The following is a 24,825-nucleotide window of genomic DNA, read 5'->3' on the forward strand; positions in this document are numbered from 1 at the left end:
GGCCGCCACCGGCGGCACCCGGGCCCGACGGGGCGTGCAGTAGCGTCACCAGACGCCGGTGATCCGGCGACCGAGAGCGCCCGCGAGGGCCGGACACAGTGGAGGAACGCTTCGGTGAAGCGGCCGACCATCGCCGACGTCGCCCGGCGCGCCGGAGTCTCCAAGGGCGCGGTGTCGTACGCGCTCAACGGGCAGCCCGGCGTCTCCGAGGCGACCCGCCGGCGGATCCTCGCCATCGCCGCCGAGATCGGGTTCCGTCCGAGCAGCGCCGCCCGCGCGCTGTCCGGCGCCACCGCCAAGGCGGTCGGGCTGGCGCTGTGCCGCCCCGCCCGGATACTCGGCATCGAGCCGTTCTTCATGGAGCTGATCAGTGGCGTCGAGGCCGAGCTGTCGGCCCGCTCGTACGCGCTCACGCTCCAGGTGGTGAGCGACCAGGAGGCCGAGATCGCGGTCTACCGGCGGTGGTGGGCCGAACGCCGGGTGGACGGCGTGCTCGTCTGCGACCTGCGCACCGACGACCGGCGCGTGCCGGCGCTGGAGGAACTGCAACTGCCGGCGGTGGTGATCGGCGGGCCCGGGCACACCGGCGGCCTGGCCAGCGTCTGGTCCGACGACGCGGCGGCACTGGCCGAGACCGTGGAGTACCTGGTCGCGCTCGGCCACCGGCGCATCGCCCGGGTCGGCGGGCTGCGTTCGCTGCTGCACACCGAGATCCGCACCGAGGCGTTCACCGACGTGTGCCGGCGGCTCGGGCTGGACGAGGCGACCACCGTCTGGTCCGACTACACCGGCGAGGAGGGCGCGCGGGCCACCCGCCGGCTGCTCAGCTCCGCCGGGCGGCCCACCGCCGTGATCTACGACAACGACGTGATGGCGATCGCCGGGCTCTCCGTGGCCCAGGAGATGGGTCTCACAGTGCCCGGCGACCTGTCCATCGTGGCCTGGGACGACTCGCCGCTCTGCCGGCTGGTGCACCCGCCGCTGACCGCGCTGGGCCGGGACATACCGGCGTACGGAGCGCACGCCGCCCGGCAGCTCCTGGCCGTGATCGCGGGCGAGCCGGCCGCCGTCGTACAGGACGAGACGGCGCACCTGACGCCGCGCGGCAGCACCGCCCCACCTCGTACGGCGGCCCGCTGAACCGGTTCAGCTCACCGGGCGGTGGACGGGTACTCCTCGAACCACGCCTCGACCCGCTCGGCGGTCGCCGGCCGGGCCAGCGCGAAACCCTGGCCGTACCGGCAGCCGGCCCGCCGCGCCCCCGCCACCTGCCCCTCCGACTCCAACTCCTCGACCACCAGCTCCACGCCCAGCCGGTCGGCCAGGTTCGCCACCACGTCGATCAGCGGGCGCTGACCGTCGCCGCCCGGACCGACCAGGTGCGGACCCACCTTGAGCAGGTCGATCGGCAGCCGGCGGAGCTGGGCGAGCGAGGCGTGCTCGGCCCGGAAGTCGTCGAGCGCGATCCGCACGCCGATCGACCGCAGACCGGCCAGCCGGGCCACCACAGTGGACGGCTCCGCGCCCACCACCGGCTCGGCCACCTCCACCACCAGCCGTTCCGGCGCCACGTCGTACGCGGCCAGCGCGGTCGCGGTACGCGCCACGAAGTCCGGCGCGGCCAGCTCGCGCGGCGTCACGTTGACCGCCATCCACAGCTCGCGGCCGCCCGCCGACCACGCGGCGAGCTGCCGGCAGGCCCGGTCCAGTACCCACCGACCGATCTCGCCGGTCAGGTCGAGGTCGGCCGCCACCGGCAGCAGTTCGGCCGGGAGCACGGTGCCCAGCGCCGGGCTGCGCCAGCGCAGCAGCGCCTCCGTACCCACCGGCATCCGGTCGGCGAGCGCCACCACCGGCTGGTAGACCAGGTCCAGCTCACCGCGCGCCACCGCGCCGGGCAGCTCCCGCTCCAGGTCCAGGCGCCGGACCAGTTGCTCCTCCAGGTAGGCGTCGTACCACTCGACCCGGTCCCGGCCGAGCTGCACCGCCCGGCGCCGGGCCAGGCCCGCCTGACGCAGCACGTCCTCCGGATCGCCGCCGCTGGTCTCGGCCAGCCCGACGCTCACCCCCAGCCGGACCGCGCCGCCGGGCCGGGGGTACGGCTCGCCCAGCGCCGCCAGCAGCCGCAGGCCGAGCGCGTACGCGAGCACCGGCCCACGATCGGTGAGGACCGCGTACTCGGTGTCGCCGAGCCGGGCGACCAGATCGTGCGTCTCGGAGCCCGCCCGTAACCGGCGCGCGGCCTCGGTGAGCACCGGCCCCTCCGGCACCGCGCCGCCCGCACCGTGCAGGTCGACGACGAGCAGCGCGCCACCACTGCGTTCCGCCATCGCCCGGACCAGCTCGGCGCGCGTCAGCGGCACGGGCCCGGCTGCCCGGGCCTCCGGTCCGAGCCGGCGTCGTAGCCACGCCTCGCGGGCCGCGAGCCGTTGCACCCGGCGTCGCTGGTCGGCGGCGGCGAGCAGCTCACCCACCATGATCGGCGGAATGACGGCCAGGCCCAGGGCCATCGCGGCGGTGCTGAACTCCCCCGCCGTACCCAGGTGGATCCCGGCGGCCAGCGCGGCGATCCCGGCCGGCGCGGTGAGGCGGGGCCACGCGGCCGGCGCCACGTCCCGGCCCGGTCGTTCACCGCCCGAGGTGCGCCGGGCCCCGGCGGCGGTGAGCAGCGCCCCGGCCACCAGCGGGGCCGCGACGAGCGGCAGCGCCCGGTCCGGCGCGCCGCAGGCCAGCAGCACCACGAGCAGCGTCAGCCCGCCGAGCGTCAGGGCCGCACCGGCATGGCAGCGCGCGGCGCCCGGTCGGCGGCGGCGTTCCGCGACGGCCGCCACCGCGAGCACGGCGAGCACCACAGCGCCGCCCGCCGCGACGACCCCGGCGACGGCCGGGACCGGGCCGCCCGGCAACAGCATCCAGCCGGCGAAGACCAGGCTGACGCCGAGCGCGAGCACGTCGACGGTACGGCGCAACAGCTCCGGGCCGGACAGCCGCGACCGGCCGGGCAGGCGCAGCAGGGCCGTCACGTGCAGCGCCCCGGTGAGGCACAGCCCGGCCAGCGCGATCGGCAGCCGGTGGGCGGCGTCGCTCAGCGGCAGCACCGCGACGGTGAGCCCGGCGACCAGGACGGCGCTGTCGAGGATGGCCGCGACCCGGCGGGACAGCGCCGCGCGTCGCGCCCGCCGCCCGGTCGCCGTCGCGCCGTGCGGTACGGCGTCGCCCGCCGTCACGTCGGCGTGCCACCGGAACGTGACGGCCTGCTGCGGTCCGGGTTCGGCGGCTCGGCGCCCAGGTTCCGCGTGCCAGTCGCGTTCCGACGCGTGCCGCCCGGACTCGGCGGTCATGCCACCCGGAACGGGATCACCCGCCAGCACGGTGCGGTCGGTCGACGCGGGCCGGCCGGTCGACGCGGGCCGGCCGGTCGACGCGACAGGATCCGGCGGCGCGGCGCGGCCGGCGGGTGCAGGGCGATCGGTCGGCGCGGGGCGACCGTCGGCTGCGGGACGGTGGGGCGGCGGGGCGGCTCCGGCCAGCCAGGCGAGCCGGACGCAGGCGAGGGCGAAGCCTCCGGCGACGGCGAGCGCGGCGGCGGCGGGGCCGGGCAGGGCACCGGCGACGCCGGCCAGGAGGAAGGCCGCGCCGGTGAGCGACACGGCGACATCGGGCAGGACCGATCGCCGACGGGGGACGGCGGAAGGGGGGACGGGCACGGCGGTCGCCTTCGTGAGGGGGCACGGGGGCGGTGCGGTTGCGGTACGCGGTACGGCGTGCGGGGTCGGGGCGGCCGGGGACGCATCGGCGGGGACCGCTGCGGCCACGCCTAGAGACGATCCCGGAAGCGCCCGGTGACGTCACCGCACCAGTGACGTCCGTCACATCAATAGACGTCACGGCGACGGATCCCGTTCAAGATCGACGCCGTCGGTTCCGTACCGGCCGCCCAAGACGAAATCGTGGAAGGAAACGGCCCCCAGAGGGGCCCAACGCTTCCAAGATCTCCAGCACGGGGAGATCTTGGTACCGAACCGCCCCCGGAAGGGCGGGGCCGTACCAAGATCTGCGGCGGGTGGGGATGCCCGCGGGGTGGCGTGAACTGGCCGGATGGGATCATCGGGGGGTGAGCCGCGCCGATACCGTCCGCTTCCGTCACAACCAGGCCATCCTGGTCGCCGCGATCGTCGCCTTCATCGGCGCGCTGCCGCTGGCCTCCGCCCGCTGGTGGCTGCTCTGGGTGCTGCTCGTACCGCTCGCCGTCGCGGTCTGGGCGTGGCGGGCCGGCACCGACGCCGACGCCCGGGAGCTGCGGCTGCGGGCACTCGTCGGGCAGCGCCGGGTGCCGTGGAACCGGGTCGCCGAACTCGCCGGTGACCCCCGGGGCCGGGCGGTGGCCCGGCTCGACGACGGCGAGGTCGTGGTGCTGCCGGCGGTACGCGCCACCGAACTGCCCCGGCTGGTCGCCGTCACCGGCCAGGAGCTCTCCGGCACCGCCGGCGATCAGTAGCCGTCGACCACCCGGTTCGTCAGCTCCTCCCCGGCCACGTACCGGCGCAACTGCTCGCCCACCAGCCGGTACGCGCGGGGCAGCAGCCCGCGTACCGAGCCGGCGACGTGCGGGGTGAGCAGCACGTTCGGCAGCTCCCACAGGGGATGGTCGGCGGGCAGCGGTTCCGGGTCGGTGACGTCCATCGCCGCGCGCAGGCGGCCCGAGGTCAGCTCGGCGACCAGTGCCGAGGTACGGGCCACCGGCCCCCGGGCGGCGTTGACGAGCAGCGCGCCGTCAGGCATCGCGGCGAGGAAACGCTCGTCGACCATGCCCCGGGTCTGCTCGGTCAGCGGCACCAGCAGCACCACCACGTCCGCCTCTGGCAGCAGCGCAGGCAGCTCGTCGACCCCGTGCACGCCCTGGTCGGGGCGCGGCGTACGGGCCACGAGCGTGAAGGTCACCTCGAACGGGGCGAGCCGGTCGCGGACAGCGGTGCCGATCGAGCCGGCGCCGACGATCAGCACCCGCTTGCCGGCCAGCTCGTCGGTGGGCGCCACCTCGTCGTACGCCCACTCGCGCCGCGCCTGCGCCCGGGCCAGCGGCGCGAACCCGCGCAGCGAGGCGAGGATCGCGGCGACCACCCATTCGGCGGTGGGCGAGTCGTGCACGCCCCGGGCGTCGCAGAGCGTCACGCCGTCGGGGATCCGTCCCACCCAGGCGTCCGCCCCGGCGGAGAGCAGTTGCACCACCTCGACGTCGGGCAGCTCGGCGAGGAGCGCCCCCGCGTCGGGGCCGGACAGGAACGGCGGCACCCAGAACCGCACCCCGGACGGGGACGACGGAAGCCGGTGCGGGTCGTCCAGCAGTTCCACGGTGACGCCGGGCGGCAGCTCGCCGAGCAGCCGCCGGCCCTCGGGGTGCGGGATCCATGCCTTCACGACCGCCGACGATATCGGCCCCGGGCGGCCGGTACGGCGTGACCCGTGACGAACACCGCGCCGGGAATGGAGTGGCGGTCCGGCGGGGTATAACCGAGGACGGGATGCCGGTCGGGTGTTCCACTTGCTGAGGGCGGTGGCGATGAGCGAGGACGGCCGGGGACGGGTGTCCGTGCCGATTCCGGCGCTCGCCGACCCCGACCGGTTGCGCTCACTCGACGAGACGCGGCTCGACGCCGTACCGGACGAGGCGTTCGACAGGTTCGCGCGGCTGGTCGGGGATCTGCTGGACGTACCCGTCGCGCTCGTCTCCCTGGTGGACGCGGACCGTCAGTTCTTCCCCGGCGCGACCGGGCTGCCGGAGCCGTGGACGGGCCGCCGGGAGACGCCGCTGACCCACTCGTTCTGCCAGCACGTCGTCGACATCGAGATGCCGCTGGTGCTGCCCGACGCCCGCCTCTACCCGCGCGTACGCCTCAACCTGGCGATCGAGGACCTGGGCGTGGTGGCGTACGCGGGCATGCCGCTGACCGACCTGGACGGGCGGGTGCTCGGCTCGCTGTGCGCGATCGACAGCAAGCCCCGGGCCTGGACCAAGGAGCAGCTGCGGACGCTCGCCGACCTGGCCGCCGCGTGCTCCTCGGAACTGCGGCTGCGCATCGCGGTCCGGGGCGCCGAGCAGGCCCGCCGCCGCGCCGAGGAGGCGCACGACCGGCTCGCCATGCTGGCCGGGATGAGCGAGATGCTCGGCGGCACGCTCGACGTGGCCACTGCCGTCGACCGGCTCGGGCACGCGATGGTGCCGCTGCTCGCCGACTGGTGCCTGATCACGCTCGTCGACCCGGCCGGCCGGCCGCGCACCGTCACCGGCGTACACCGGGACGCCGAGTGCGAGGCCGACCTGGCCCGTTTCGCCGAGCTGCTGACCACCGGGCTCAGCGCGGAGTCGCAGATCCGGTCGGTGCTGCGTACCGGGCGTCCGGCGGTGCGGGCCGTGGCCGGCCTGGACGACGTGGCGCGCGGCACCACGCACCCGGAGCTGGTGCCGCTCGCCGACCGGCTCGGCGTCGGTTCCCACCTGACCGTGCCGATCACCGCCGCCGGGGACCGGGTGATCGGGGCCGTCACGCTGGTCAACCGTCAGGGGCGGCGCGGTTTCGACGCGAGCGACCTGCGTACCGCGCAGGACATCGGGGTACGCGCCGGTCAGGCGGTCGGCAACAGCCGCCTCTACGGCGAGCAGCGCCACGTCGCCGAGGTGCTCCAGCACAGCATGCTGCCCGCCCTGCCGGCCGTACCGGGGATCGAGCTGGCCGCCCGCTACCTGCCGGCTGCCGACCGGGTGGAGGTGGGCGGCGACTGGTACGACGCCTTCGTCCAGCCCGACGGCGAGTTGATCGCCGCGATCGGTGACGTCGCCGGGCACGACATCGAGGCGGCGGCCACGATGGGCCAGTTGCGCAACCTGGTGCGGGGCAACGCGTACGGGCGGGGCGATCCGGTGGAGGACCTGATGGCCCACCTCGACCGGGCCATGGGCGGGCTGCGGGTACCCACTGTCGCCACCGCCGTGCTCGCCCGGGTCCGCCCGGTTGCCGACGGGCTGACGGTCTCCTGGTGCAACGCGGGGCATCCACCGCCGTTGCTGGTGCGGGCCGACGGAACGGTCTCGGCGGCGGACGGTCGCGGGCCGCTGCTCGGCCTGGCCCGGCCGCCCCGGCGCACCGGCCGGACGCTGACCCTGGCCCCGGGCGACACGCTGCTGCTGCACACCGACGGGCTGATCGAGCGCCGGGACCAGCCGATCGACGAGGGCCACGCCGACCTGCTCGCCCACCTCCGGGCCGGCGGGCCGGCCGTACCGCTGGACCTGCTCTGCGACCGGCTGCTCGCCGCCGCGCACCAGTGGGAGGACGACGTCGCCCTGCTCGCGCTGCGGGCCGGTTGAACCGGCACTCCCCCGAACGGCCGGACGCGGGCAGGCGTGCGCGTGACGTGCCCGGTTCGCCGGTCCGCCCGGCTAGGCTGGGGCGGGTGAGCCCGCGTCTTGCGTACCCCCGTGTCCGCCGCCTCCGGACGGCGCTGGCGGCGTCCTGCGCGGCGCTGCTGCTGGGCACCGCCGGCTGCGCCCTCGGCGAGCCCGAGCCGGACCCGGCCGGCGCGCCGCCCAACCTGCCGACGCCGTCCGGCACCGCGAGCCCCGGCGGGGCCGGCCAGCAGGTGGTCGCCACCGTGCTGGCCAAGGGGCTGGAGGTGCCGTGGGGCATCGCGTTCCTGCCCGACGGCGGGGCGTTGGTGACCGAGCGGGACAAGGGACGGATCCTCCAGGTCGGCCCGGAGTCCGGCCCGGACGGGCTGGCCGTCCGGCCGGTGCAGACAGTGCCCGACGTGGCCGCCGGTGGCGAGGGCGGCCTGCTGGGCATCGCGGTCTCTCCCGCGTACGCCCGGGACCGCACGGTCTTCGTCTACTACACGGCCGAGGACGACAACCGGATCGCGAAGATGCAGCTCGGGCAGGCGCCGAAGCCGATCCTGACCGGCATCCCGAAGTCCGGCACGCACAACGGCGGCGGGCTGGGCTTCGGCCCGGACGGCCACCTCTACGCGAGCACCGGCGACGCCGGGCGCACCGAGAACGCCCAGGACGCCAAGAGTCTCGGTGGCAAGATCCTGCGGATCACGCCGGACGGCAAGCCGGCGCCGGGCAACCCCACCGCCGGGTCGCCGGTCTGGTCGACCGGTCACCGCAACGTCCAGGGCTTCGCCTGGGCGCCGGACAAGAAGATGTACGCGGTGGAGTTCGGCCAGAACACCTGGGACGAGATCAACCAGATCAACAAGGGCGGCAACTACGGGTGGCCCCGGGTGGAGGGGCGCGGCGACGACAAGCGCTACGTGAACCCGATCACGCAGTGGCCCACCGGTGACGCCTCCTGTTCCGGCCTGGCGGCGGCGGACCGTCTGCTCGTCGCCGCCTGCCTGCGCGGCCAGCGACTGTGGCTGGTCGAGCTGGCCGGCAACGGCACCGTCCTCGGTCAGCCCCGCGACCTGCTCACCGGCCGGTACGGTCGGCTACGGGCCGTCGCGGCGGCGCCGGACGGCTCGCTCTGGGTGAGCACCTCGAACCGCGACGGGCGGGGTACGCCCACCGCCGAGGACGACCGCATCCTGCGGCTCGTCTTCGCCGACGGGGGTGCCGGCCGGAGCTGATCCGGCCCACCGGGTTTGTCAAGATCGCTCAAGGGGCAGGTCAGGATCTCAGCATGGACGGCCACGAGAACGAACAGCACCGCACCGGGGACGAGACGTCTCCGGAGCGCGGGGGCGCCCGCCGCTGGACGGCTTGGCGGCCCGGTCACCGGCTGCGCCGGCTCGGTGTGGTGCTGGCTGTCCTCGCGGTCACGCTCGGCGGCATCGTGGTCGGCACGTACGCGGGCGGCCACGTCGGCACCGACATCGGCCCGTTCCGGGCCGAGCTGAAGCTCAGCCCGTCGCTCAGCGGCGGCACCACTGTCGACATCCCGCCGCTGGGCGCGCTGCTGCTGGACAGCCACGACGGCCCGGCGTATCTGACCGTCGAGGTGGGCTCGCTGGACCAGGGGCGCACCGAGGCGCTCATCGACGACCCGGCCAGCATCAGCCGGGCCAGCCAGTCGGCGGTCCAGGACGTCCGCGACGGCGTGATGCGGCTCGGGCTGCGTACGCTCGCCTCGGCCGTGCTGGCCACGCTGCTGCTGGCCGCGCTCGTCTTCCGGGACGTCCGGCGTACCGCCTGGGCCGGCGGCCTGGCGCTCGTCGTGACCGCCGGCAGCCTCGGTGTCGCCGCGAGCACCCTGCGCCCGCAGGCGATCGAGGAGCCCCGGTACGAGGGCCTGCTGGTCAACGCGCCGGCGATCGTCGGTGACGCGCGGCGGATCGCCAACGACTACACCAAGTACGCCGAGCAGCTCCAGCGGCTGGTCGGCAACGTCAGCAAGCTCTACACCACGGTCTCCGCGCTGCCCGTGGTGCAGCCGTCGCCCGGCACCACCCGGGTGCTGCACGTGTCGGACATCCACCTCAACCCGACCGGGTGGCAGCTGATCCGTACCGTGGTCGAGCAGTTCGGCATCGACGTGGTGATCGACACCGGCGACATGACCGACTGGGGCAGTGAGCCGGAGGCGTCGTTCGTCGGCTCGATCGGCCTGCTCAAGAAGCCGTACGTGTTCATCCGCGGCAACCACGACTCGCCGCGCACCGCCGCCGCCGTGGCGCAGCAGCCGAACGCGATCGTGCTGAACAACTCGGTCACGACTGTGGGCGGGCTGACCATCGCCGGCATCGGCGACCCCCGCTTCACCCCGGACAAGGAGACCTCACCGGCCGGCAGCGGCCTCACCTCGGCCGTCGCCGACCAGGTGATCGGCGCCGGTGAACAGCTCGCCGGCACGATCGGGAAGTCGCCCCGCAAGGTCGACATCGCGCTCATCCACGACCCCGCCTCGGCCGGCCCGCTCTCCGGCACCTGCCCGCTGGTGCTCTCCGGGCACACCCACTCCCGGCAGGTGTCGAAGTTGCCGCAGGTCGAGGGCAAGCAGCCGACCACGCTGATGGTGCAGGGCTCCACCGGCGGGGCCGGGCTGCGGGGCCTGGAGGGCGAGAAGCCGACCCCGCTGACCATGACGGTGCTCTACTTCGACCAGCAGAAGCTGCTCCAGGCGTACGACGACATCACCGTGGGCGGCACCGGGCAGTCGCAGGTCAACCTGGAACGGCACGTGATCCGCGACCCGGCCAAGGGCGACCAGGTGCCGGTCACCCCGACCCCGACCCGCGGCCCGTCGGAGTCGCCCTCACCGGGTACGACCACGTTGAGCCCCACCCCCACGAGCTGACCGCCCCGCTTCTCCCGTCTCTCCCCACGGTCGGTCCGGCGCTCGGCCGCACCGACATCCGGTCACTCGGCGTCATGAAGCCGCCCGGCACGGGCATGCCCCGCCGCCGCCTTTGCTCTGCACCCATCGGCGCAGCAGGCACCGAGAGTCGCCGCCTGGGCGGTTGCAGAGCGGCGGGCGTTCCGCTCCGCCCCAGCTCAGAGCACTGATGCGGATATGGCTGCAGAGCAAAGGGGCCGGAGGGCGATTCCCCGGGCCGCCAGAGAACGTCACTCTCCGCAACCGGGCCAGCCGTAACGTTCCGTGAGGAGGACCGGCTACCACACCTCCCGGATCGGGCCAGGACGCGGCCCGCCGTGCCGGAGTCCAGCGGGAGAGCCGGGGCCGCCCGGGATGGCCCCGTGGCGGCGTGCGGTCAGCGCAACGGAGGCGCCTCAGCGCAGCGCGATCGCGGCCAGCGCGGCGTTGACGATGCTGCCCGGCAACAGGTCGTGCAGCTCGTACAGCTCCCGGACGCTGCCGGACTGGCCGAACTCGTCCACGCCGAGCGGCACCGCCGGGGCGCCGACCGCCGAGCCCAGCCACGCCATCGCGTGCGAGGCGGCGTCGTGCACGGTGACCACCGGCACCCGGTCCGCGAACGCCGACCGCAGCGCGCCGGGCACGCTCGGCACGGTCGCGGTCCGCACGCCCTGGCGCAGCGTCCGCTGCCACGCCCGGTAGAGGCGGTCCAGGCTGGTCACGTCCACCACGTGCGCGGCCACGCCCTCCTCCGCCAGCTCCGCGGCGGCCGCGAGCACCTCCGGCAGCACCGCGCCGGAGGCGGCGAGCTGCACGACCGGGGCATCAGCCAGATCGGGGTACGCCTGGTGCGCGTCGACGAGCCGGTACGCGCCGGCCACCACCTGCCGCCGCAGCACGGCGTCCCCGAGTCGCGCCCGGGCCGCCTCGAACGGCGCCTGGTCGATCGGCCGGGTGCTGAGCCGGAAGTAGTACGCCCCGTCCTCGGCCGGCGCGGCGGTCGCGGCCGGGGCGGAACCGCCGGCGATCTGCCCGAGCGCGTCGCAGAGCAGCCAGTCGAGGCTGCCGGCGTACGCGGGCTCCAGGAACGTCACCCCTGGGAGCTCCAGGCCGACCGAGGCGGTGATGGTGGACTGGTGCGCGCCGCCCTCGGGGGCCAGCGTGATACCGGACGGCGTGCCCGCCACCACGAACCGGGAGCCGGAGTACGTGCCGTAGAGGAACGCGTCGAGACCGCGCAGCACGAACGGGTCGTAGACGGTGCCCACCGGCAGCAGCGGCTGGCCGGACAGGTCCCAGGACAGGCCGAGCTGGCCCAGCAGCAGGAACAGGTTCATCTCCGAGATGCCCAGCTCGATGTGCTGCCCGGCGGGGCTCTCCGTCCAGCGCAGCATCCGGTCCTCGGTCCAGGAACGCTGCTCGGTCGGGGCGAAGACGCCCGTCTTGTTGATGAACCCGGCCAGGTTCGTCGAGGTGGCCACGTCCGGCGCGGTGGTCACCAGGTAGGGCGCCACCTGCGGATCGCGGGCCAGGTCGACGAGCACCCGGCCGAAGACCTCCTGGGTGGAGACCGGCTTGTTCGCGCGTACCCGCGTGGTCTCCGGAACGGTGACGCCCAGCGCACGCTCGCGCGGCGGCCGGGACAGCGCCTCCCGGCGCTCGCCGGCCCGGATGCCGGCCGGGGACGACGGGTCGAGGCGGTCCCACTCGGTCTCGGCGGTCAGGCCGTGCGCGGTGCGCAGCGCGTCGACCTGCTCGGTGGTGAGCAGCGCCGAGTGGTTGCGCGGGTTGCCGGCGATCGGCAGGCCCCAGCCCTTGACCGTGTACGCGAACACGACGCTGGGCCGGTCCGTGACCGCGTCGCACTGGGCGTACGCGTCGAGCATGGCCTGCGCGTCGTGACCGCCCAGGTCGGTGACGAGCGGGCCCAGCTCGTCGTCGCCGATGTCGGCGACGAACGCGGCCACCTCGGCCGGCGCGCCGTCCAGGAACTGCTTGCGCAGCGCCGGCCCGGCCAGCCCGAACAGCGACTGGTACTGCTCGTTGGGCATCCGGTCGATCCAGTCGCGCAGCGTCGCGCCGCCCGGCCGGGCGTACGCCTCGGCGAGCCGACGGCCGTACTTGACCTCCACGACGTGCCAGCCGGCCGCCTCGAACTGGCCGCGCCACTGGTTGATCCGGATGCCGGGTACGACCCGGTCCAGCGACTGCCGGTTGAAGTCGACGAGCCACATCACGTTGCCCAGCCCGGTGGTGGCCGGGTCGGCGACCGCCTCCCAGATGTTGCCCTCGTCCAGCTCGGCGTCGCCGATGATGGCGACGAACCGGGAGTGCGGGCGCGGGCCGAAGTGCGCGTCGACGTAGCGGCGGGTGACGGCGGCGAACAGCGGCGCGGCGGCGCCCAGGCCGACCGAGCCGGTGGAGAAGTCCACCTCGTCCGGGTCCTTGGTGCGCGACGGGTACGACTGGAGCCCGCCGCGTGCCCGCAGCTTCGGCAGGTACGACTTGTCGAGGTTGCCGAGCAGATACTGGATCGCGTGGAACACCGGCGAGGCGTGCGGCTTCACCGCGACGCGGTCCTCGGCGTCCAGGTGCTGGAACCAGAGCGCGGTCATCGCGGTGACCAGGGAGGCGCTGGACGCCTGGTGGCCGCCGACCTTCACCCCGTCACCGGTGTCGCGGTCGTGGTTGGCCGCGTCGACGATGCGGGTGGCGAGCCAGAGCACCCGGCGCTGGATCTCGTCGAGGACGTCGAGGTCGTGCTGATTCACGGTGACTCCATCCGGGCGTCGCCGTTGACGCCCTCTGCGGGATGAGGAGCGGACGAAGGGCCCCTCCCCTGCCGGGAAAGGGCCCACACGACCGGATCAGGCGCCGAGGCGCGCCAGGATCAGCTCGCGGACGGTCTTCGCGTCCGCCTGGCCGCGGGTGGTCTTCATGACCGCGCCGACGAGTGCGCCGGCCGCCGCGACCTTGCCGCTGCGGACCTTGTCGGCGACGTCCGGGTTGGCGGCGATCGCCTCGTCCACGGCGGCGGTGAGCGCACCGGTGTCCGAGACGACCTCCAGGTTGCGGTTGGTCATGATCTCGGTCGGCGAGCCCTCGCCGGCCACCACGCCCTCCAGCACGGTACGGGCCAGCTTGTCGTTGAGCTTGCCCGCGTCGACCAGGCCCTGCAGCTCGGCGACCTGGGCCGGGGTCGCGCCCACGTCGGCCAGCTCCACGCCGGTCTCGTTGGCCCGGCGGGACAGCTCGCCCAGCCACCACTTGCGGGCGGCGGCCGGGGTGGCGCCGGCGGCCACAGTCGCCTCGATCAGCTCGACGGCGCCGGCGTTGACCACCGACTGCATGTCGAGGTCGGACAGGCCCCACTCCTGCTGGATCCGCTTGCGGCGCAGCCGCGGCAGCTCCGGCAGGGCGGCCTTCAGCTCGGCCACCCACGCGGTGTCCGGGGCCAGCGGCACCAGGTCCGGCTCCGGGAAGTACCGGTAGTCGGTGGCGGTCTCCTTGGACCGGCCCGGCGTGGTGTCGCCGGTGTCCTCGTGGAAGTGCCGGGTCTCCTGGGTGATCCGGCCACCGGCCTCCAGCACCGACGCCTGGCGCAGCATCTCCGAGCGCACCGCCCGCTCGACCGAGCGCAGCGAGTTGACGTTCTTGGTCTCGGTGCGGGTGCCCCACTCCTCGCCCGGCCGGTTCAGCGACGTGTTGACGTCGCAGCGCAGCGAGCCCTCCTCCATCCGCACGTCGGAGACGCCGAGCGAGCGGATCACGTCACGCAGCTCGGCGACGTACGCGCGGGCGACCTCGGGCGCGAGCGCACCGGTGCCGGGGATGGGCTTGGTGACGATCTCGACGAGCGGGATGCCGGCCCGGTTGTAGTCGACGAGCGACTCGGTGGCGCCGTGGATGCGGCCGGTGGCGCCGCCGACGTGCAGCGTCTTGCCGGTGTCCTCCTCCAGGTGCACCCGCTCGATGCCGATGCGCACCAGCTCGCCGTTGACCTCGACGTCCAGGTAGCCGTCGAAGCACAGCGGCTCGTCGTACTGGCTGATCTGGAAGTTCTTCGGCATGTCCGGGTAGAAGTAGTTCTTCCGGGCGAACCGGCACCACTGCGCGATCGAGCAGTTCAGCGCCAGCCCGATCCGGATGGTCGCCTCGATGGCGGCCTTGTTCGCCACCGGCAGCGATCCGGGCAGGCCGAGGCAGACCGGGCAGACCCGGGTGTTCGGCTCGCCGCCGAAGTCGGTCGGGCAGCCGCACCACATCTTGGTGTTCGTGCCCAGCTCGACGTGGGTCTCCAGGCCGATCACCGGTTCGAAGCGCGCGACGACGTCGTCGTACGCGGGCAGCGTCGTGGTCATGAGAACTCCAGCTTTGCAGGCGGTAGCCGGCCCACGGCGGCATCCGGACACAACGCCGCCAAGCCTACCGCTCCGCCTACCCGGCCTCGGCCGGGCGTCACTCGGGCGTGGTGAAGCTTCGCCGACGGTTGTAGGCCAGCACGAGCAGAATGCCGCCGATGGAGAAGGCCACGACGCTCAGCAGCAGCAGGACGAGCGGCGAACCCGGCCCGGTGATCGGCAGCCACGCACCACTCACCTTCGACGGCGAGGGCGTCGGCTGGGGCGCCGCGGTGCTGCTCTCCGACGGTGTGGCGGCCGGGTCGCCCGGCGTCGGCGTCGCCGTCGGGTCGGCCGGGGTGGGCGTGGCCGTCGGGTCGGCCGGGGTCGCCGTGGGGGTGCCCGGGGTCCGGGCGGCGACGGTCAGCGACACCTGCTTCGTGGCGCTGGTGCCGTACCCCTTCGCCGCGACGGTGAAGGCGAACGTGCCGGCGCTGTTCGGGGTGCCGCTGAGCAGGCCCTCCTCGCCGAGGGTGAGGCCGCCCGGCAGGGCTCCCGCGGCCAGGGCGAACGCGATGCCGGAGTCGCCGTCGGCGGTGAACCGGAAGGAGTACGGCTTGCCGACAGTGGCGGCGGGCGGTTCGCCGGAGGTGAACGCGGTCGCCGCCTCGGCGACGACGACTGTGGCGTTCTGCTCGTCGAATCGGTCGTTCTTGTCGGTCATCCGCAGCGTGAAGGTGTACGTGCCAGGGGTGGTCGGCGCGCCGCCGAGCGACGTCCCCACCACGAGCATTCCCGGCGGCAGGCTGCCCGAGGTCACCGACAACCGGTACGGCCCGGTGCCACCTGTGGCCTCGACGGTGTGGATCGCGTAGACCCGCCCGAGGTACATGGGCGACCGGGGCTTGCCCGACGTGATGACGACCTTCGGTTCGCGTACCTCGACGGTCGCCGTCTGCTCGCCGAACAGGTCGTTCTGGTCGGTCATCCGCAGCGTGAACGTGTAGGTGCCCGGCGTCGTGGGGGCACCGCCGAGCGAGTTCCCCACCACGAGCATGCCCGGCGGCAGGCTCCCCGACACCACCGACAACCGGTACGGCCCGGTGCCACCGGTCGCCTCGACGGTGTGGATCGCGTAGACCTGCCCGATGTCCATGACCGGCCGGGGCTTGCCCGAGGTGATGGTGACCGTCTCCGTGGCGGCGGTGGCGGGTTGCGCGGTGGCGGGTTGCGCGGCGCCCAGCAGCAGAGCGGCAACCATCGTCAGGGCCATGACCGGGCGAAGTGTCCCCATCGCACATCCAGCTCTCGGTCGGAACCGCTCGCGTCCGCCAGCGGGCCACAGTCCAGTCGATCCAGCAGACTCGGAGTTTATTCGACCAGTGCCAGCGACCCCGGGCAATCCACTGATCGGTGATCACCGTGTCGCCGCGACGACAGCCGCGCCCGGCACGGTCGTGGTGACCGCACCGGGCGCGGGGCGTTTCCCGGTACGGGTACGGAGGCGGGCGGCCCGCCTCCGTACCCCTGATTCAGAGCGCCGGCGGGGTGAGCGTGCCGACGGCGCTCTCCAGCGCGGCGGCGACCCGGTACATCCGGTCGTCGGCCATGGTCGGCGCCATGATCTGGAAGCCGACCGGGAGCCCTTCGGACAGGCCGCACGGCACCGAGATGGCCGGGCCGCCGTACAGGTTCGTCGGGATGGTGAACAGGTCGGCCAGGTACATCTGGTACGGGTCGGCGGTGCGCGACCCGATCGGGAACGCCACGAACGGCGTGGTCGGCGAGATCAGCGCGTCGACCTGCTCGAACGCGCTGGTGAAGTCCCGCGTGATGAGCGTGCGGACCTTCTGCGCCTGGCCGTAGTAGGCGTCGTAGTAGCCCGACGAGAGCGCGTACGTGCCGATCATGATGCGGCGCTTGACCTCGGGACCGAAGCCGGCCTCGCGGGTCAGCGACATGACCTCCTCCAGCGACCGGTTGCCGTCGTCGCCGACCCGCAGGCCGAACCGGACGCCGTCGAACCGGGCCAGGTTGGAGGAGCACTCGCTCGGCGCGATCAGGTAGTAGGCCGGCAGCGCGTACTTGAAGTGCGGGCAGGAGATCTCGACGATCTCGGCGCCCAGCTTCGCCAGCGCCTCGACCGACTCGCGGAACGCGGCCATCACGCCCGGCTCCGCGCCCTCGCCGGTGAACTCGGTGACCACGCCGAGCTTGACGCCGGTCAGGTCGCCGGTGGCGCCGCGCCGCGCCGCGGCCACCACGTCCGGCACCGGGGCCGGGATCGAGGTGGAGTCGCGGGGGTCGTGACCGCCGATCGCCTCGTGCAGCAACGCGGCGTCGAGCACGGTACGCGCGCACGGTCCGGGCGTGTCCAGCGACGAGGAGAACGCGACCAGGCCGTAGCGGGAGGTGCCGCCGTAGGTGGGCTTCGCGCCGACGGTGCCGGTGACCGCGCCGGGCTGGCGGATCGAGCCGCCGGTGTCCGAGCCGATCGACAGCGGCGCCTCGTACGCGGCCAGCGCCGCCGCGCTGCCACCGCCGGAGCCGCCCGGGATCCGGTCGGTGTCCCACGGGTTGCGGGTCGGTCCGTACGCCGAGTATTCCGTGGAGGAGCCCATCGCGAACTCGTCCATGTTCGTCTTGCCGAGCATCACCGTGCCGGCGGCGCGCAGCCGCTCGACGATCGTCGAGTCGTACGGCGGGCGCCAGCCCTCCAGGATCTTCGACCCGACAGTGGTCGGCACGCCCTTGGTGGTCAGGACGTCCTTCACGGCGACCGGCACACCGGCGAGCGGGCCCAGTTCCTCACCGGCGGCGCGCCGCTCGTCCACGGCGCGAGCGGCGGCGAGCGCGCCCTCGGTGTCGACGTGCAGGAACGCGTGCACCCGGTCGTCGACGGCGCCGATACGGTCCAGGTGGGCCCGGGTGACCTCGACCGCGGAGGTCTCGCCGCTCGCCACCAGCCCGGCGATCTCGACGGCGGTCAGCTTCGTCAGGTCGGTCATGCCGGCACTCTCGCTGCGCTCGCTCATGAGGCCACATCCTCGTCCAGGATCCGCGGGACGCGGAACCGCTGCTCCTCGGCGTCGGGGGCGCCCGACAGCGCCTCCTGCGGGGTCAGGCCGGGCCGCACCACGTCCTCGCGGAGCACGTTCGTCAACGGCACGGAGTGGGACGTCGGCGGGATGTCCGCCGCGGCGACCTCGCCGACCTGCGCGACCGACTGGAGGATCACATCCAGCTGGCCGGCGAAGGTGTCCAGTTCCTCCTCCGTGACGGCGAGCCGCGACAGTCGCGCGAGGTGCGCGACCTCCTCGCGGGAGATGGCGGCCATCAGTGCCCCCTTCGTGGCTGTCCTGAGACGTCTGCGGTGGGCCGGCCGCGCGTGCGGGCGTGCTCGATGACGCGCGGTGACCGGAGCGAGTCTATTGTCCCGCCGTCACGACGACGCCTTCGACTCCCCCTCCGGCGCCGGACCGCTGCGGCTCCCCGCCTCCGCCGGGCGCACCGGACGGTAGCGGGACAGCCAGGCCACCAGGTCCTCGGCCGGCATCGGCCGGGCGTGGAACCAGCCCTGCGCCACGTCGCACCCGGCGGCGTGCAGCAGCCGCCAGGTGCGCTCGTCCTCCACGCCCTCGGCCACCACCCGCAGCCCGAGCGCGCCGGCCAGTTCGATCATCGAGCGGACGATCGCCGCGTCGTCCGGGTCCTCGGCCATCCCCAGGACGAACGACCGGTCCACCTTCACCTCGGACAGCGGGAGCCGGCGCAGGTGCTGCAGCGACGAGTAGCCGGTGCCGAAGTCGTCGAGCGCGATGCCGACGCCGATCCGGTGCAACTGGGTGATGCTGGCGAGCACCCGCCGCGGGTCGGCCATCAGCGCGCCTTCGGTGATCTCCACCTGGAGGCGCTCCGGCGGCACGCCGTACCGGGCCAGCCGGTCGGCGATCTGGTCGGCGATCTCGCCGGTGTGCAGGTCACGGACGCTGACGTTGAGCGCGGCCCGCAGCGTGAGCCCGGCCGCCGACCACTTGGCGAGCTGCTCCACCACGTCGTCCACCACGCGCCGGGTGAGCAGCCGCATCACCGCGCTCTGCTCGGCGACCTGGATCAGTTCGCCCGGGTCGACCATGCCCCGGCGCGGGTGCCGCCAGCGCAGCAGCGCCTCGACGCCGACCACCTCGCCGGTGGCGATGGCGATCTGCGGCTGGTAGTACATGGTGATCTCGCCCGGGTGCCCGCGCTGGTCGTCCGGCTCGGCGGTCGTGCTCCCGTCGGCGGTCGGGCCGATGACGCCGGGCGCGCCCGTGCTCACCGCGGCCTGCGCGTCGTGCCCGGTGTCGGCCTCGCGCGCGGCCTCGACGTCGTGCCCGGCGTCCGTCCCGCGCGCGGCCTCCGCGTCGGCGTCCCCGCCACCGACCACGAGCGGCGCCACCACCGCTCCGGTGCCGCCGGCGTGGGCGGCCCGGCGGCGGATCGGGTCGGCGCCGGTGAGGATCCGCTCGATCAGGTCGTCGTCGTGCCGCTCCTCCACCCGGTCCCGGCGGCGCCGCAGCCACCGGTTCGGCCCGTCGCCGGACCGTCCCCGGCCGCCGTCGCGCGCCGGGCGCTGGTTGCGGGCCGGGCGGTCGGCCCGGGCCGGCAGCGCCGGCTGCAGGGCGGCGCCGTCACCCCCGCGTACGCCGACCGTCTCGCCGCCCTGCGCGGACGGGCCGGACTCCAGCACCCGGCGCAGGTCGGCCAGCAGACTCAGCCGCTCGGCCGAGTTGTGGTCGGACTCCGGCGCGTAGACCGCCACCGTGTCGTTGCGATGCTTCGCGTCGTACATGGCCACGTCGGCGTGACGCATCAGGGTGGCGAAGTCCTCGCCGTGGTCGGGGTAGAGCGCGATGCCGATGGCGCCGCCCACGTCCAGCGGCAGCCCGTCCAGCGGCACCGGCTCGGCGAGCGCGGCGACCACCCGGTCGGCCCGCTCGCGGGCCTCATCGATGTCGGTGAGCCGGGGTACGACGATGGCGAACTCGTCGCCGCCGAGCCGCGCCACCATGTCACCGCCGTCCACAGCGCCCATCAGCCGGGCGCTCACCTCGACCAGCAGACGGTCACCCACGGCGTGCCCGAGCGCGTCGTTGACGTGCTTGAACCGGTCCAGGTCGAGCAGCAGCAGCGCCAGGTGGGCGTCCGGCGCGCCCCGGGCGGCCCGGTCGCCGTGCAGGTGCACCTGCTCGGCCACCTCGGTCAGCAGCGCCTTGCGGTTGGGCAGCCCGGTGAGCGGATCCACGTCGGCGAGCTGTTCCCGTTCGGCGGAGAGCCGGGCCATCCGGTAGACCGCGAACAGCGGCACCAGCACCAGCGGGATCAGCGCCGCGCTGGCCCGCGCGGCGGCCACCAGCACCGGCGCGAGCAGCAGCAGTGAGCCGGTGGCGAGCAGCTCGTAGGCCAGGCCGCTGCGGACGCTGGGCCACCACCGGTCGCCGAAGCGCAACCGGACCGCCGAGCTGACCAGCCCGTAGTTGACCACGAACCAGGCGACCGTCGCGCCGCCCACCGCCGCCACGTCGGTCCAGTGCAACCGGCCGCCGTCGAACAGCTCACCCGGGCCGAGCCGGGTGACCGCGTACGCGGCGGCGAGCGCGCACGCGTACTGCGCCGCGTTGAAGCCGGTGCGCCAGGGGGCGTACCCGAGCCGCCAGCCGCTGACCGCGACCGCCACGGCCTGCACCGCGACGGCCGGACCGAAGCCCCAGCCGAGCAGGATGGCGAAGGTGAAGCAGGTGGACGGGAACACCGCCGAGGTCTGCCGCCGGCCGGGCGGGACGAACGGGCGGGCGTCGCAGGCGACGGCGAGCGCCGCCATGGTCCAGAACGCGGCAGGCAGGTCGCTCCACCTGTCGGCGAGCGCGACGAGCGGCCCGGCCGAGACCGCCAGGGCGACGACGCCGATCGCGCCGACGAAGCCGAAGAACGGCCCGCTCCGCCCGGGCGGGACGGAGTTGCGCGGGTCGCCGGTCTCCATCGCACCTCCCGGGAAACGTCCTGGCGCGCGCCGTCACGCGTCGTACGCCAATGAAACGCCCTCCGAGGCGATTTCCCCGACACGACAGTCACGAATCGGTCGTAGTCGTAATTAACTTGGTATCCGCCGGACGAAAGCTGTGACCAGCCTGTCAGTCCTCCACCCGGGCCACCTCGCGCGCCGCCTCCGGGCCGGAGTCCAGCAGCACACGGAATCCGTCCTCGTCGAGGATCGGCAGTTTCAGGGTGGCGGCCTTGTCCGCCTTGGAGCCGGGATTGTCGCCGACCACCACGAAACCCGTCTTCTTGGAGACCGAGCCGGTCACCTTGCCGCCCCGGGCCTGGATCGCCTCGGCCGCCTGGTCGCGGCTGAACCCGCTGAGCGTGCCGGTGACCACCACAGTGACGCCGTCGAGCGGTCGCGGCCCCTCGTCGGCGGCCTCCTCGGCCATCCGTACGCCCGCCTCGGCCCACTTGCGCACCACGTCGCGGTGCCAGTCGACGGCGAACCACTCCTTCACGCTCGCCGCGATGGTCGGGCCGACGCCGTCCACCGAGGACAGCTCCTCCTCACCGGCGGCCTCGATCGCGGCGACCGAGCGGAAGTGCCGGGCGAGCGCCTGGGCGGCGGTCGGGCCGACGTGCCGGATGGACAGCGCCACCAGCACCCGCCACAGGTCGCGTTCCTTGGCCTCGGCGAGGTTGTCGAGCAGCTTGGTGGCGTTGCTGCCCAGGCTGCCGTCCTTGTTGACGAAGAACGGCGACCGGCTCAACTGCTCGGCGTCGAGCTGGAACAGGTCGCCCTCATTGGTGATGATCTGGGCGTCGAGCAGCGCCGCCGCGCCCTTCTCGCCGAGCACCTCGATGTCGAGCACCTTGCGGCTGGCCAGGTAGAAGACCCGCTCGCGGATCTGACCGGGGCAGGCCCGCCCGTTGGGGCAGCGGATGTCGACGTCGCTCTCCTTGGCCGGCGCGAGCGGCGTGCCGCAGGCCGGGCAGGTGGTCGGCATGACGAACGGGCGGGCGTCGGCCGGGCGCAGCTCGACCACCGGGCCGAGCACCTCGGGGATCACGTCGCCGGCCTTGCGCAGCACCACCGTGTCGCCGATGAGCACACCCTTGCGCTCGACCTCGCGGGCGTTGTGCAGCGTCGCCAGCGCGACAGTGGAACCGGCCACCCGGACCGGTTCGAGGACGGCGAACGGGGTGACCCGGCCGGTGCGCCCGACGTTGACGTCGATGTCGAGCAGCTTGGTGTTGACCTCCTCCGGCGGGTATTTGAAGGCGATCGCCCAGCGGGGCGCCCGGCTGGTCGAGCCGAGGCGGCCCTGGATGGAGACCGGGTCGACCTTGACCACCACGCCGTCGATCTCGTGCTCGACGTCGTGCCGGTGCTTGCCGTAGTAGGCGATGTAGTCCGCGACCCCGGCCAGGTCGTCCACCACCCGCCACCGGTCGCTGGTGGGCAGCCCCCACGCCTTGAGCGCGGCGTACGACTCGGACTGCGCGGCCGGCCGGAACCCGGTGCGTGCGCCGATGCCGTGCACCACCAGGCGAAGCGGGCGGGACGCGGTCACCCGGGGGTCCTTCTGCCGCAGGCTGCCGGCGGCGGCGTTGCGCGGATTGGCGAACGGCGCCTTGCCCTGCTCGACCAGGCTCGCGTTCAGATCGGCGAACGCGGCCACCGGGAAGTAGATCTCGCCGCGCACCTCCAGGAGCTCCGGCACGTCGGGGAAGTCGTCGGCCGGGGTCAGCCGCGCCGGCACACCCTTGATGCTGCGCACGTTGGCGGTGACGTCCTCGCCGGTGCGGCCGTCGCCCCGGGTGGCGGCGCGCACCAGCCGGCCCTTCTCGTAGGTCAGGTTGATGGCGAGGCCGTCGACCTTCAGCTCGCACAGGTAGGGCACCGGGCCGCCCGCGTCGCGCTCGACCCGCTCGGACCAGGCCGCAAGCTCCTCGTCGGCGAAGGCGTTGTCGAGCGAGAGCATCCGCTCGGCGTGCGCCACCGGCGTGAAGTCGGTGGAGAAGGTGCCGCCGACCCGCTGGGTGGGTGAGTCGGGGGTGCGCAGCGCCGGGTATTCGGCCTCCAGCGCCTCCAGCTCCCGCAGCTGCCTGTCGAACTCCGCGTCGGTGACGGTCGGCGCGTCGAGCACGTAGTAGCGGTACTGGTGCTCGGTCAGCTCCTGGCTGAGCGTGGCGTGCCGCTCCCGGGCCGCCGGGGTCGGCTCGGCACCCGCCGCCGCGTCCTGGGCCGCGTCGACCGCTGGGGGAACCGCTTCTTCGGACACGCCGCCGCCTTCGGACACCGCTGTCGACCTCCCGTGTTCGTGCTACCCGAGAACCGTAGCGGTCGGGGGTGACAGTCGTCCGGCCACCCGCGCCGAGCAGGGCGAACCGGTGCCGGTCGCGCCACCCGGGCGGGTGCGGCCCGGCCGTGCGACGATCGCGTCGGCGGTGCTGGGCGACAACGGTCGGAAGGCGGGCGACGGATGCGCGACGGGGTGATCTGGGCGCTGGTGATCGTGGCCTGCGTCGCGGCCGGCTGGCTGTGGAACGACTGGCGCCGCCGGTCGGCCGAACGCGCCGCCGGGACGCGCGACCGGACCGGCGGACGGCGGCCGGGCACCGGCCGTGGCAGCCGGAGCAGCGGACCGGGCGGCGACCGGACCGGCACCGACCGGCCCGGCGGCGGACGTGGCGACGAGCGGCCCGGTGGTGGACGCCGCGGTGACCGGGCCGGCGCCGGGGCGCGCGGTGACCGCACCGCGACGACGCCGAGGCCGCGGGGCACCGGACGGACCGGCCGGGACGAGCCCCGGCCCGGGGAGATCTGGTGGGCCGACGTGCCCTACGCCGACGGGACCGGTTCCAAGGTGCGCCCCTGCCTGGTGCTGCGCGTCGACGGCCGGGACGCCGAGGTGCTGAAGATCACCAGCCAGGACAAGTCGGACCGGGACGACCACCTGCCGATTCCGACCCGGGACTGGGATCCGGACGCCGACCACGACAGCTACCTCGACGTCAGCGAGCCGATCCCGGTGCCGCTGGGCGCGTTCGCCGACCGGGCCGGCACCTGCGACCCGGCCCTGTGGCGCGGCATCCGCCGCCTCGACCACCTCACCGGCTGAGCCCTCCGTCGAACGTCCCGGCGAGCGCGGTGAGCTGGTCGGCGTACTCGATCCGGCCGGCCCACCCGGCGGGCCAGGCGGCCGTGCCGTACGCGGCACCGACGAACGCGCCGGCCAGCGCGGCGATGGAGTCCGAGTCACCGGCGGTGGTGGCACCACGGGCCAGCGCGCCGACCGGGTCGTCGGTGTGGCGCAGCGCGCAGAGCAGCGCGGTGGCGAGCGCCTCCTCGGCGATCCACCCCTCGCCGGTGAACCGGCACGGATCGCCGCCGTCGTCCGGGCGGGCCAGCGCCGCCTCCAGCCGGGCGAGCACGCGCAGGCAGTCGTCCCAGCCCCGGGCGACGAACTCGGCCGCGCTGCTCTCGCCGGGCCGCTGCCACAGGTCACCGAGCCAGTCGTCCCGGTAGACGGTGCGCTGCTCCCGGGCCCGCTCGGTGAGCAGGCCGGGCAGCTCCGCCAGCGCCGCGCCGTCGCGCAGCAGCCGGACCGCGTACGCGGTCAGCTCGCTCGCCGCCAGCCCGGTCGGGTGGCCGTGGGTGAGACCGGCCTGGAGCTGGGCCAGCCCGGCCATCGTGTCCAGGTCGACGTCGAGCAGCCCGACCGGGGTGACGCGCATGTTCGCCCCACAGCCCTTGGAACCGGCGACCGTGGCCTCCTGCCAGCGCGCGCCCCGGGCCAGCTCGGCGCAGGCCCGCAGGCAGGTCATGCCGGGGGCGCGGTTGTTCTCCGGGCTGACCGACCAGTCGACGAAGCGCTGCCGCAGCAGCGGCTCCACCGCCGCGGCCGTGTACGCGGGCGCGTCGTGCAGCGCCCACGCCACGGCCAGCGCCATCTGGGTGTCGTCGGTGACCAGGGCCGGATCGCCGGTCAGCTCGCGCGGACCGGCCGGACCGTAGCGCCGGACGATCTCGGTGACGGTGAGGAACTCGGTCGGCTTGCCCAGGGCGTCGCCGTAGGCCAGGCCGAACAGCGAACCGGCGGCGCGGCCGGTGGCGGTGGAGGCGGTCACGGTGGCGATCATGC

Annotated in this window: 16 protein-coding genes; 6 read left to right on the forward strand and 10 right to left on the reverse strand. The window is 74.4% G+C overall.

The window, feature by feature from the left end; translation table 11 throughout:
- The first annotated feature begins 114 nt into the window (after window positions 1-114).
- Window positions 115-1,140: a LacI family DNA-binding transcriptional regulator gene (locus tag V6U82_RS04960; RefSeq protein WP_334459445.1), complete on the forward strand. Its 1,026-nt coding sequence runs from the start codon at window positions 115-117 to the stop codon at window positions 1,138-1,140.
- A gap of 11 nt (window positions 1,141-1,151) precedes the next feature.
- Here V6U82_RS04960 and V6U82_RS04965 read toward each other — a convergent pair whose 3' ends face one another.
- Window positions 1,152-3,650 (reverse strand): GGDEF domain-containing protein, encoded by a 2,499-nt coding sequence (locus V6U82_RS04965; RefSeq protein ID WP_334459446.1) that lies wholly within the window; start codon window positions 3,648-3,650, stop codon window positions 1,152-1,154.
- Between the two features lie 464 nt (window positions 3,651-4,114).
- Between V6U82_RS04965 and V6U82_RS04970 the strand changes: the two genes are divergently transcribed.
- Window positions 4,115-4,498, forward strand: coding sequence for a PH domain-containing protein (locus V6U82_RS04970; RefSeq protein WP_181726734.1), 384 nt, complete (start codon window positions 4,115-4,117; stop codon window positions 4,496-4,498).
- On the opposite strand, the gene V6U82_RS04975 is transcribed toward V6U82_RS04970, so the two are convergent.
- Window positions 4,492-5,418: a 2-hydroxyacid dehydrogenase gene (locus tag V6U82_RS04975; RefSeq protein ID WP_334459447.1), complete on the reverse strand. Its 927-nt coding sequence runs from the start codon at window positions 5,416-5,418 to the stop codon at window positions 4,492-4,494. The two genes, V6U82_RS04970 and V6U82_RS04975, sit on opposite strands and share 7 nt — an antisense overlap.
- A gap of 142 nt (window positions 5,419-5,560) precedes the next feature.
- Here V6U82_RS04975 and V6U82_RS04980 point away from each other — a divergent pair, with 142 nt between their 5' ends.
- From V6U82_RS04980 to V6U82_RS04990, 3 genes are all read left to right on the forward strand, one after another.
- On the forward strand, window positions 5,561-7,366 hold the full coding sequence (locus V6U82_RS04980) for a SpoIIE family protein phosphatase (protein WP_334459448.1): 1,806 nt from the start codon (window positions 5,561-5,563) through the stop codon (window positions 7,364-7,366).
- A gap of 86 nt (window positions 7,367-7,452) precedes the next feature.
- Entirely contained in the window at window positions 7,453-8,628 is a 1,176-nt protein-coding gene (locus V6U82_RS04985) for a PQQ-dependent sugar dehydrogenase (RefSeq protein ID WP_334459449.1), read from the forward strand.
- Window positions 8,629-8,681: 53 nt separating this feature from the next.
- Entirely contained in the window at window positions 8,682-10,295 is a 1,614-nt protein-coding gene (locus tag V6U82_RS04990; RefSeq protein WP_334459451.1) for a metallophosphoesterase family protein, read from the forward strand.
- A gap of 434 nt (window positions 10,296-10,729) precedes the next feature.
- Here the strand turns inward: V6U82_RS04990 and V6U82_RS04995 are convergent, their stop codons facing one another.
- The 7 genes from V6U82_RS04995 to ligA all read right to left on the reverse strand — a co-directional run bounded on the left by V6U82_RS04995 (window position 10,730) and on the right by ligA (window position 22,980).
- Window positions 10,730-13,087 (reverse strand): transketolase-like TK C-terminal-containing protein, encoded by a 2,358-nt coding sequence (locus tag V6U82_RS04995; RefSeq protein ID WP_128137356.1) that lies wholly within the window; start codon window positions 13,085-13,087, stop codon window positions 10,730-10,732.
- A gap of 96 nt (window positions 13,088-13,183) precedes the next feature.
- On the reverse strand, window positions 13,184-14,677 hold the full coding sequence (gatB, locus tag V6U82_RS05000; RefSeq protein WP_128137355.1) for an Asp-tRNA(Asn)/Glu-tRNA(Gln) amidotransferase subunit GatB: 1,494 nt from the start codon (window positions 14,675-14,677) through the stop codon (window positions 13,184-13,186).
- A 97-nt stretch (window positions 14,678-14,774) separates the two neighbouring features.
- Window positions 14,775-15,929, reverse strand: a complete 1,155-nt coding sequence (locus tag V6U82_RS05005; RefSeq protein WP_334459452.1) for a putative Ig domain-containing protein — start codon at window positions 15,927-15,929, stop codon at window positions 14,775-14,777.
- A gap of 259 nt (window positions 15,930-16,188) precedes the next feature.
- Window positions 16,189-17,664: an Asp-tRNA(Asn)/Glu-tRNA(Gln) amidotransferase subunit GatA gene (gatA, locus tag V6U82_RS05010; protein WP_128137358.1), complete on the reverse strand. Its 1,476-nt coding sequence runs from the start codon at window positions 17,662-17,664 to the stop codon at window positions 16,189-16,191.
- A gap of 23 nt (window positions 17,665-17,687) precedes the next feature.
- Window positions 17,688-17,993 (reverse strand): Asp-tRNA(Asn)/Glu-tRNA(Gln) amidotransferase subunit GatC, encoded by a 306-nt coding sequence (gene gatC, locus V6U82_RS05015; RefSeq protein WP_013284468.1) that lies wholly within the window; start codon window positions 17,991-17,993, stop codon window positions 17,688-17,690.
- A 105-nt stretch (window positions 17,994-18,098) separates the two neighbouring features.
- Window positions 18,099-20,675, reverse strand: a complete 2,577-nt coding sequence (locus V6U82_RS05020) for a putative bifunctional diguanylate cyclase/phosphodiesterase (RefSeq protein WP_334459455.1) — start codon at window positions 20,673-20,675, stop codon at window positions 18,099-18,101.
- Between the two features lie 151 nt (window positions 20,676-20,826).
- On the reverse strand, window positions 20,827-22,980 hold the full coding sequence (gene ligA / locus V6U82_RS05025; RefSeq protein WP_435120952.1) for an NAD-dependent DNA ligase LigA: 2,154 nt from the start codon (window positions 22,978-22,980) through the stop codon (window positions 20,827-20,829).
- A gap of 183 nt (window positions 22,981-23,163) precedes the next feature.
- Here ligA and V6U82_RS05030 point away from each other — a divergent pair, with 183 nt between their 5' ends.
- Complete coding sequence (locus V6U82_RS05030; RefSeq protein WP_334459457.1) at window positions 23,164-23,802, forward strand: type II toxin-antitoxin system PemK/MazF family toxin; 639 nt, start codon at window positions 23,164-23,166, stop codon at window positions 23,800-23,802.
- On the opposite strand, the gene V6U82_RS05035 is transcribed toward V6U82_RS05030, so the two are convergent.
- Window positions 23,792-24,823, reverse strand: a complete 1,032-nt coding sequence (locus tag V6U82_RS05035) for an ADP-ribosylglycohydrolase family protein (RefSeq protein WP_334459458.1) — start codon at window positions 24,821-24,823, stop codon at window positions 23,792-23,794. The two genes, V6U82_RS05030 and V6U82_RS05035, sit on opposite strands and share 11 nt — an antisense overlap.
- Window positions 24,824-24,825 lie beyond the last annotated feature (2 nt).

Origin of the sequence: Micromonospora sp. CPCC 205554 (assembly GCF_036902745.1) — a bacterium.
Lineage (GTDB): Bacteria > Actinomycetota > Actinomycetes > Mycobacteriales > Micromonosporaceae > Micromonospora > Micromonospora tulbaghiae.

Coding starts and splice junctions, on each gene's coding strand:
- V6U82_RS04980 (WP_334459448.1), top strand. CDS start 5,561: ATGAGCGAGGACGGCCGGGGACGGGTGTCCGTGCCGATTCCGGCGCTC.
- V6U82_RS04990 (WP_334459451.1), top strand. CDS start 8,682: ATGGACGGCCACGAGAACGAACAGCACCGCACCGGGGACGAGACGTCT.
- gatB (WP_128137355.1), bottom strand. CDS start 14,677: ATGACCACGACGCTGCCCGCGTACGACGACGTCGTCGCGCGCTTCGAA.
- V6U82_RS05005 (WP_334459452.1), bottom strand. CDS start 15,929: ATGGCCCTGACGATGGTTGCCGCTCTGCTGCTGGGCGCCGCGCAACCC.
- gatA (WP_128137358.1), bottom strand. CDS start 17,664: ATGACCGACCTGACGAAGCTGACCGCCGTCGAGATCGCCGGGCTGGTG.
- gatC (WP_013284468.1), bottom strand. CDS start 17,993: ATGGCCGCCATCTCCCGCGAGGAGGTCGCGCACCTCGCGCGACTGTCG.
- V6U82_RS05020 (WP_334459455.1), bottom strand. CDS start 20,675: ATGGAGACCGGCGACCCGCGCAACTCCGTCCCGCCCGGGCGGAGCGGG.
- V6U82_RS05030 (WP_334459457.1), top strand. CDS start 23,164: ATGCGCGACGGGGTGATCTGGGCGCTGGTGATCGTGGCCTGCGTCGCG.
- V6U82_RS05035 (WP_334459458.1), bottom strand. CDS start 24,823: ATGATCGCCACCGTGACCGCCTCCACCGCCACCGGCCGCGCCGCCGGT.